The sequence below is a fragment of the Kandleria vitulina DSM 20405 genome (genome assembly GCF_000702065.1).
Classification (GTDB): domain Bacteria; phylum Bacillota_I; class Bacilli_A; order Erysipelotrichales; family Coprobacillaceae; genus Kandleria; species Kandleria vitulina.
On record NZ_JNKN01000006.1, the window covers coordinates 78,943 to 88,787 of the forward strand.

Annotated in this window: 4 protein-coding genes; 2 read left to right on the forward strand and 2 right to left on the reverse strand. The window is 35.2% G+C overall.

Annotated features, from left to right (window positions below; translation table 11 throughout):
• Positions 1 to 16 precede the first annotated feature (16 nt).
• A complete protein-coding gene (locus T513_RS0103155; RefSeq protein ID WP_029070506.1) occupies positions 17 to 526 on the forward strand; it encodes a hypothetical protein in 510 nt (169 codons plus the stop codon).
• A 10-nt stretch (positions 527 to 536) separates the two neighbouring features.
• Here T513_RS0103155 and T513_RS0103160 read toward each other — a convergent pair whose 3' ends face one another.
• Positions 537 to 1,079 (reverse strand): glutathione peroxidase, encoded by a 543-nt coding sequence (locus tag T513_RS0103160; RefSeq protein WP_031588899.1) that lies wholly within the window; start codon positions 1,077 to 1,079, stop codon positions 537 to 539.
• Positions 1,080 to 1,233: 154 nt separating this feature from the next.
• Here T513_RS0103160 and T513_RS0103165 point away from each other — a divergent pair, with 154 nt between their 5' ends.
• Positions 1,234 to 9,561 (forward strand): hypothetical protein, encoded by an 8,328-nt coding sequence (locus tag T513_RS0103165; protein WP_031588900.1) that lies wholly within the window; start codon positions 1,234 to 1,236, stop codon positions 9,559 to 9,561.
• Here the strand turns inward: T513_RS0103165 and T513_RS12475 are convergent.
• Positions 9,558 to 9,845: hypothetical protein (locus T513_RS12475; protein WP_031588901.1), on the reverse strand; the 288-nt coding region annotated here is incomplete at its 5' end. The genes T513_RS0103165 and T513_RS12475 overlap by 4 nt on opposite strands.

Consider the following 9,845-nt stretch of genomic DNA (forward strand, 5'->3'; position numbering starts at 1 on the left):
AAAGGAGTGATATGTCATGTTTCATGATTTTCATCTAAAAAAATACATGAGAAGCATTGATTATAATATCTATCTTGTAATCTTTGTCTTTATTGGTTTACTTTGTCTATTCTTTACACATTCATTAACGAATGCTCTGCCATATATTATCGGCTCTGCCATGTTTCTATATGGTCCATTCCATATTGTTATTGGACGTGTTGAACGTGTTCACTATGATATGGGAAGATGTCTTCTTTTCATGATTCTTGGAGGCATGATCCTGTTTCAGGGAAATAATGCTTTAGGTGTTATCGGGACAATCTGGGCACTTATTTCTTTGACCAATATTGCGGAAGACTTCAATGATATGTATCCCCATGATTTCAGCTTTATTGAATGTGTTGAAATTATTATTTCTACCGTTCTTGCCTTGATGTTGCTATGGGAACCATATCATCATTTTATTTTCCACGTACGTGTTCTTGGTGTTGAAATGATCATCAACGCCTTATTAAGATATAAGCATAATAAAAGATCTGGCTAGCCAGATCTTTTTAGATAAGTGAAGCGACAGCTTCTTTTACTTTTTTCATAGATTCAGTTGGTTCAAAACGAGCTACAACTTCTCCCTGACGATTGACAAGGAACTTTGTAAAGTTCCACTTGATTTCAGGGTTAGATTTATAATTCTTATCAATCTTCTTTAACATGGCAGCCATTGCTAAAGCTTTTGGTGATTTACCAAAGCCAGTAAATGGCTGTTTTTCTTTTAAGAAACGGTAAAGAGGTAACTGGTTTTCACCATTTACATCTGATTTCTTCATCTGAGGGAACTGTGTATTGTAGTGGAGTGTACAGAATTCATGGATAGCTTCATCATCTTCAGGAGTCTGATTCGCAAACTGGTTACAAGGGATATCTAAAATCTCTAGACCTTGATCATGATAAGCTTCATAAAGTTCTTCTAGATCCTTATACTGTGGAGTAAAACCACAGCCAGTAGCAGTGTTAACTACAAGTACAACTTTATCTTCATAAGATGATAACGGGAAATCTTCTCCCTTAGGGGTAGGGATAGAATAATCATAAAATGACATAGAAATGCCCTCCTTTAAATTTGATACAATTATATTTTATACAATCTAAATAGAAATTTCAATCGAAATGATTTAATTTTTAAGTTAGAGACATTTCAATAATAGGCAAAATCTTATATAATATAAGTAATTTGATAAAAGAGAGTGATAGCTAATGAACGAAACACAGACACAAATAAATGAATTACCACCTGTTGTAGATGAAAACAATGCGGAAGTTAGAGTAGGAGAAAAACTGTACCTTACTTTACAGGAAGCATTGCAGTACGCAAAAGTAAATGAAACATTAATACTTTTAAGAGATATTCAGATTCAATCTATTGAGACTGTTGATAAGGACTTAACAATAGATCTCAATGGACATTCTATTTTTGAACATACAATAAACAATACAGCACACTGCACGATTATGGATTCTTCACATAAGGGATCAGTGCAGTCTTCTCTTAACAATGATGGAACATTAGAAATTGATGCTGACATCAAAGGGACACTTACCAATAATGGGACTCTTATTAACAAAGGTGAAATTGTTTCTTTTATTCAGGAAGATGGTTCATGTGATAATCAGGGAAAGATTATTACAGGAACATTGAAGGGTGGAGTATTAACAGGTAATAAAGATGATATTCATAGTGTAATTGTCATGGATGATCTTTATTATGGCTCATTGGAGTCAGCCCTTGAGGTTGCCAATAATGCTGATGAAGATAAGACCATTACTTTACTTGATCGTCATCAGTTAAGTGGAACTGTCAATCTTCATAATGAAAAAGCAACTATTACCATTGATTTAAATGGAAACACCTTCTTACAGGGAAACCTTCAAGTAGAAACAGAAGCTTGCTTTATCGATACAAGCAAAAGACATTCGGGCTCTTTTATTTGTAATGTTACAGTGACAAAGAGCGGGGTACTTACAATAAAAGCAGATGTCTCTGGTAACATGAGCATTGAAGGAGAAGTCATCAATGAAGACCGTATCTCTGGTACCAACAGTAACTTTGGTACATTGATCAATAAGGAAGATGGGGAAGTAACAGATACATTGATATCAGAAGGGACTATCATCAATGAAGGAACAATGGATTATCTTTATGTTCGTGGTGGTGAAGCTTCTTCTACAAAACTTATTAGAAATGTCACTGTTTTAGGTGGACATTACAGTGGGGAAGTGACAGCCATTGAATGTAAGGCGGCCATTGGACACACTTATTATGGAGATCCTTATGAGGCTATTGCTATTGTCAATGCCAGCAAGAAGGATCTCACATTAAAGTTCTACAAAGATCTTAAGCTGTTAAGCCCGTTAACATTTGATAATAAAGAAGCCAATATCACAGTTGATATGAATGGCTATGAGTTATCTGGAGAAGATGTCATTGTTAAAAGCAATGTCCGTCTTGTGGATTCCACAAAGCGCCAGAATGGCTCACTCTTCAATAATGTCATAATTGAAGAAGACGGACATTTAACAAATGAAACAGAAATTAGAAAAACAGTTATCAATAAAGGACAATTATCCAATAAAGGACAGATGCCTTACTTGAAGCTTGAAAAAGGAGAATGCTACAACGAGGGTCAGATCAATAAGACACTCATGAGTGAAGGAGCTATCTTCAAAGGGCAAGCGAATACAATCAACAGTGAAGTGATGATTGATGAAATTTATTTCCTATCATTGGATGGTGCTATGTCTTATGCTTATTCTACAGGTAAAGAACATACATTACGTTTAATTAAGGACTATGTCTTAGAAGAACCTCTTGCGATTGGGCAAGAAGGATGTATTATGCGTATTGACTTGAATGGACATTCATTATCAGGTGCATCATTAACAACACTTCATCATGTCATCTTAGAAAACAGCGGTGAAGAAGGAACATTCAATACGGATCTATTGAATAAAGGCACACTTGTCAACAATGCCATGTTGCTGACGGGAGTAAAGAACTACGGCACAATTGAAAACAATGGTCATATCAATAGGGTAGAAAACCATCATCTTCTTCATAACTTCAATAACATCGTAGATGTAGAAATGAGAGAAGGAGAATTACATAATAAAGGCAAGCTTACTGAAGTGGCACTTTATGATGGTGATACTATCAATAATGGAGATATCTCTCAGTTTGTCATTAAAGGAAACCATGCGCATCTTGAAGGAGAAACACCTGAACATTCTGATGCTATTATCGCCATCAATGATGATTACTACACATCACTTGATTTATGCTTAGAAGCATTAAAGCAGATTGAAGATGATGTAGATATTTCATTATTAAATAATGTCTTAGTAGATAAAGAATTAACTATTGATTTAAAAGGAAAGACTCATATTCATTTAGGTGATCATGTTCTTCAAGGTGAAAAACTGATTTTCAAATCTCCTGTTTCTCTTGATCATGGAAGTATTGAAAATGAAATACAGAATGAAAGTGAATTAGAAAACAATGCGATTATCAAAAATCAAGTTAAGAATTTTGATTCACTTGTCAATAATGGAACCATTCAGCGTGTCAATAATAAAAGCAAGTTCCATAACACAGGAACTGTTGATACATTGGTGGGAAAGAGCGGTACGATTTTAAATGAAGGTACATTAAAGAATACTGCATTCTTAAAAGATCAGCTGATTTCTCATGGAAAGATGGAAGTCATTTCTCAAAAGGGTGGAGAAATCATCTCAGATGGAGAAGTGGAACATCTAGAAATCTATGCGGGATTATTTAAAGGTCATTTAAAAGAAACAAATGCGCCAGTCTATATTGAAGATACGTACTATCCAACTTTAGATGAAGCTATTTCAGTAGCGAATACGAAAGAAAATTGTACAGTGGTATTCAATAAGGATTTAACATTGGATGAGACAGTAATCATTGATAATCCTGATAGTACTGTTACTTTAGATTTTAATAAGCATCAAGTTAACGGTGCACCTTTACAGGTAAAATCACGTGTTATTTTAACTGATCATAATGAAGAAAAATCTATTCTTTCATTGGATCTATTAAGCAGTGGACGTCTTATTCTTGATTTGCCAACGCAAGGATTAATTACAAGTGAAAATGAATTGACAATCAAGGATACCGTTGGTGGATTTGTATCCAACAGTGGTCATATGACAAACTACGCTGTTGTGAATGCGGTTGAAAATACGGGAACCTTCACTAACCATTCTTCACTCAAGAGTGTAGAAAACAGTGGAACCTTCATCAATACGGCTGATGCGATTGCGGATAGTGTCATTTCTACAAATGAAGTGAAAAATGAAGGGTTAATTCGTTCATTAAAGAGTGAGGGTAAAGTAGAATCAAATGGGGATATCCACTTTATTTCTCAAAATGATGGATCAATTGTCAATACGGGAACAGTTGATACATTAAATATGTTAAAAGGGACATTTAAAGGACCTCTTCATTCTACTAATGCGCCTGCATATATCGATGATGTCTATTATGCAACCTTTGATGAAGCTTTACAGGTTTTCAATCAATCTAAAGATAATACGACAATGCATCTTATTGATAATGTCATCTTGACAAGAGAGTGTGAAGTTGGACAAGAAGGACACTCTTTGATCTTAGATCTTGGTAAAAAGACCATCTCTGGTACACCTATTATCACTAAAGGAACTTTACGTATTAAAGGTCATGAAACAGGTATCAAGAACAAGATTGAAAATGAAGGTAATCTGACTTTAGAAACACAGCTTTTTACAAGTGTAACCAATAAAGGCACACTTATGAATCTGTACTCGATTGCGGAGCTTATTAATGAGGCTAAGGCGACTAACTTAGGTACAATCTCTACTCTTTCTAATAAGGGAGAAATGATTAATAAGAAAGAGATTGTTAAGATCAATAATGAAGGTGAATGTGTCAATGATGCTCATCTTAAAGAAGCAATCCTGGAAAAAGGACAGTTCTTCAACAATGGAACACTAGATCATGTAGTCTTAAAGGATGGTACGCTTATCAATGAAGGGGAACTTCAGCATCTTGAACAGTTAGGTGGACAAGTTCAAAACAAGAAACATGTCGCTAATCTTTCAATGCATGGTGGTGAATATGTAGGTGAAGCTGATCAAAGCAATGCGGTTGCACGTATTGAAAATATTTACTATCCATTATTGGAAGATGCGATTGAAATCTTCAATAATCAAAAGGGTGCTATGACGATCATGCTTCATGATAATGCTTATATTGAAGAAGAATTATGCATCAAGAATAATGGTTACCCATTAACTATTGATTGTGGAACAAAGAGCATCAATGGTAATACGATTACCAATGAAGGAACGCTTATTATGAAAGGATATGCATTATGTGGCAATCCATTTATCAATAAGGGAGCATTTGAGTGTTCAATCAATTATGCTAGAGAAATCATGAACAGTGGTACATTGACTAACTATGCGACTATCAAGGAACATGTTGTCAATAGAGGAACTTTGACAAATAAATCAGCAATGAACACACTCTTAAACCATGATCATTTCTATAATGAAGGAACTCTTGGTGCCTATACACAAAATGAAGGGCAGACTGACAACAGTGGTCTTATCAGTGATGTGATCATGAATGCCGGTTCAATAAAGAACAGCGGTACATTGACAAGAGTCTCACAGAAGGGCGGTACGCTTGAAAATGAGGCGACAGTTCATACCTTAGATTTAACAAAAGGTGATTTCATCGGTGAAGTAGAAAGCACAAATAGTTATGCGCGTATTGGCAATCATTACTTCCCATACTTTGAAGATGCGTTGGCATCAATAGAAGATAATGATGTTACAATCACATGCAATGATGATATTGTCATTAATGAATTAGCAATTGAAAAAGAAAAGGGTTCATTAACTATTGATCTCCATCAGCATAAGATTGATGGTGGTACATTAACATTAAATGGACATATTCTTATTATGAATGGTCAAGTTGAAAACACGATCATCAATGAAGGAGAATTCATTAGTCAATGTGAAATCCATGGTCCGATGGAAAATAAAGGAACATTCAATAACCAGGGTGTAATGAGTGATACATTATTGAATAATGGGACATTAGTCAATTATGGTATCGTGAAAACTCTTCAGAATGAAAAATCATTAGAAAATGAAGAAACAGGTCATATTGATAAGCTCCTTATCAATAATGGAAAGAGTGTCAATAAAGGTGTCTTTGGAGAAGCGACTGCTATTAAGGGTGAACTACTGAACGATGAAGGTGGACAGATCTATCATCTAAGATTGGATCAAGGAGAAGTTCATAACTTCGGTAAAGTAGAAAACCTTGAATTGTTAAAAGAAAAAGGAATCTTCAATGGAACAGCACCAGCCATGACCAATTCACAGTGTCGTATTCTTTCTAAGTACTATATGACATTATCTCAAGCATTAGATTATGTTAAGGATTCAAGTGATTCACTACGCATTATTCTTAACAATGATGTCGAAGCAAAAGAAGATCTCCTCTTTACAACACAGGGAAGAGTCTTAAGCTTAGAATGCAATAAACATACATTAAGTGGTGGTTCAATTATCCTGGCGGCTAATATGTTGCTGATGGGAGATGGAATCATTAAAAATGTCATCATGAATAATGGTCATCTTGAAAACCATATTCATTTAGAAGGTGAAGTCACAAACAATGGTACATTAGAAAACAGGGGACATATTGTTTCATTAAACAGTGTTGGTGAAGTCATCAATAATGAACATGCGACAATTGATCAGATGACAATCAAGCAAGGTACATTAAACAATGAAGGACTTATCAATGAATTAGTAAACAATAGTGAATTGATTAATGAAGTCACAGGACATGTCGCTTCGTTAATGAGCAATGGAAAGAGTGTCAACGAAGGTGAAATTGAAAAAGCTGATATCGCAAGTGGTCTTTTCATTGGAAATGCTGAAGAATGCTTCTGTCATGCTTCTATTGGTAATTATCATTTTGGTACACTTCAGGATGCTCTTGATTATATGAAAGATGCATCAGAAAATCTGGTGATTACTATTGAAGATGATCTTCAATTAGAAGAAATGACATTTGCATCATCTAATGATATTGCGCTCACTATTGATACAAACGGCTATGAAATAGAAGGGGAAACACTTCATTTCAGCTTGCCTGTCACAATTGAAGGAACAGGACGCATTCATAATGATATTATCAATGAAGCACACTGTATTAATAAGACTTATCTAGAAGGAAAGATTGTAAACAATGCAATCTTTGATAATGAAGGCGAAATCACTGAACCATTTGTTAACCATAATCAATTGATTAACAAAGAAAAAATGCAGGATGTCATCAATGATGCCATGATCACAAATCATGGAGTCATGGAACATCTTACTCATGATGAAGGAGAAGCCTACAATGAAGGGGAACTTCATGATATGGTCATGAGTGCAGGACAGCTTAAAAACAATGGCACAATGGAAACACTTGTTTTAAGATCAGGAGAAGCACTTTCTACTGGTTCACTTCATGACTTAACAATAAGTGGTGGACGTTTTGTTGGTAAAGTAGAAGAAACCAATACATCATTACGTGTTGGTGAACAGTATTTTGCTTTACTAGAAGATGCGATTGATGCTTGTGATAATCAGTCATTGGTATTGATTGGTGATCTTGAACTTAAAGAACCATTTACTGTTGATTGCCCATATGATCTACGTATTGATGTCAATGGACATGTCATCACTGGTGAAAAGATTATTGTGAAGACTCCACTTTCTTTCGTGGATGCCACTAAAGAAGGAGAAGTTGCTAATGTCATTGAAAATGAAAGTCGTCTAGAAAATGATGCTAAGCTTTCTGGTGAAATCTTCAGTAAGACAGAACTTATCAATCATGGTGAAATGACTGGTCGTGTAGAAAATGAAGTGACATGCATCAATGATGGTGAAATGAAGACGGTTATCAATAAGGGTACATTGACTAATAAGGGTCGTATTCATGAATTGATTAACTATCAGTCATTAACTAATGAAGGAACAATCGATGATGCTGTTTCTGAAACTGGAAAAGTCAACAATAAGAAAACAATCGCTACTCTTCATATGAGTGAAGGAACATTGGATACTTCTGGTTACATTGAAGACCTTACATTGCACAATGGTTCAGCTTCCAACAGCGGAAAAGTGCATATGTTAAGATTAAAAGGCGGTCACTTTATTGGACAAGTTGAAGAAACAGATGGTGCAGGTGCTATCAATGATACATACTATGCTACATTTGAAGATTTAATTGAAAATGTTAAAGCACAAGAAGAGAAGTGTCTTGTGACACTTCATCGTGATGTTATTCTTGATCATCCTTTAACTATTGAAAATGATAAGACTGATATTACCATTAACATGAATGGTATTAAGCTGATTGGTGAAGAAATCATCATCAATGGACATGTTGTCTTAAAAGAAGCTCTTAATAAACAGAGTGTTATTGAGAGTCATATTGTCAATAATAATCATCTTCAAAATGAAGTCAGAATCAAAGGATCAGTTGAAAACAATGATTTCTTTGTCAATGATGGTACAATTTCAGATTGTGTCATCAATAAAGGGGTCATGGCTAATACTGGACAGATCAATGAGGTTATTAATGAGAAAGAAATGACTAATGATGGTGTGACAAGCTATGTGATCAATAAAGGCAAGATGAGTGTTCACTCACAAGGGGTTATTGATATCTTCAAGCAGGATAGTGGTGCTTTACAGAATCTTGGTACCATTGTGGATCTGACAATTAATAAAGGACATGTCGAAAACTCAGGATTTATTAATGGTCTATCTCAAAATAATGGAGAAGTGATCAATGAAGGAGATATTTCCAATGTCTACCTTATGAAAGGGGTATTCGAAGGCGATTCTTCAGATATTGATGCGGCAGCTTCTATTGGTACAAGATATTATGGTTCATTTATTGAAGCTATCAATGATGCTAATAAAGCTGAAGAAAATGTAACTGTTCTTCTTCATGTAGATGCTCATTTTGATGAATTGGTTATCAATAATCCATCATCTACGATCACTGTTGAAATAGATGGCTGGTCATTATCAGGGAAACATCTTGAATTATTATCTGATGTGATCTTATCTGATAAAAGTGAAGGTATTGGCGATATTAATGTTGATATTGTCAATAAGGCAACACTTTATACAAATGCCAACATATTTGGTACGTTAGTCAATGAGGGCGTACTGACTCATAAAGGAGAATTGGATGCCCTAATGAATGATGGTACATGTACAAATGATGGCATGATTCATTCTTATATGCAGGAAAAGGGACATCTTGTAAATAATAAGGATATCTCTGATTTACGTATAAGTGGTGGAGATCTTATCAATAAGGGATTGATTGCTTCTTTGACACAGGAAGGCGGTAATGTTTCTTCAAGTGGAGAAGTAAAGGAATTGATCAAGTATGATGGCAGCTTCAATGGTGAAGCAGAATACGAGACAATTTATTAAAAGAGGCACTTTTCCAAGTAGCGGGCTATCCTGATTGATGGGGTGTCACTAATTGAGGGAAAATGCCTTTCCCACGAAAGCGGAAAGATAAAATCGAAATTATCGGTTTGGACTGATATCAGTACAGATATCAGTCCTTTTTTGTGCGCTTTTTCTTTTCGTTTATCCATTCCCTGCTTGTTGGCTGGGGTTCCAGGAAGAATGTTGTCTCTGAGTTGAGGCAGAGCAGTACCCTGTTTCTGAAGCGATGCCAGTTGGAGTAGCCGCTGCTGCAGTGCTTGATG

Bases quoted from the DNA above. Each gene is read 5' to 3' on its own strand.
- T513_RS0103155 (WP_029070506.1), top strand. From the start codon at position 17: ATGTTTCATGATTTTCATCTAAAAAAATACATGAGAAGCATTGATTAT.
- T513_RS0103160 (WP_031588899.1), bottom strand. From the start codon at position 1,079: ATGTCATTTTATGATTATTCTATCCCTACCCCTAAGGGAGAAGATTTC.
- T513_RS0103165 (WP_031588900.1), top strand. From the start codon at position 1,234: ATGAACGAAACACAGACACAAATAAATGAATTACCACCTGTTGTAGAT.